This window comes from Pseudoalteromonas sp. MER144-MNA-CIBAN-0113, assembly GCF_040308965.1.
In the GTDB taxonomy this organism is placed as follows: domain Bacteria; phylum Pseudomonadota; class Gammaproteobacteria; order Enterobacterales; family Alteromonadaceae; genus Pseudoalteromonas; species Pseudoalteromonas tetraodonis.
The window spans coordinates 1-230 of record NZ_JBEOOG010000645.1; the positions used below are offsets into that span (position 1 = coordinate 1).

Genomic DNA, 230 nt, shown 5'->3' on the forward strand with positions numbered 1-230 from the left:
GTACTTGCTTGGCGATGTAAAAGCTTAATGCATTGCTCTGGTTGTTGGTCAATAAGCTTTTGACAGCGAATTAGCTTGTTACGCGCCGAGAGCACAAACTCATTATAAATCGACGACACTTCATCTTCACTAAATGAGCTGGTGAGTGTTTCGGCCGCTGTTTTGTCATACAAGGTATCAATAAGTTCTACTGCAATACTCGCAGTTTGATTAGATTGAGAGTCGCTAAG

The 230-nt window shown here is 41.7% G+C and carries 1 pseudogene; it reads right to left on the bottom strand.

The window, feature by feature from the left end:
• Nucleotides 1–230: pseudogene (locus tag AAEY57_RS21320) on the bottom strand (hybrid sensor histidine kinase/response regulator); the annotation flags it as partial.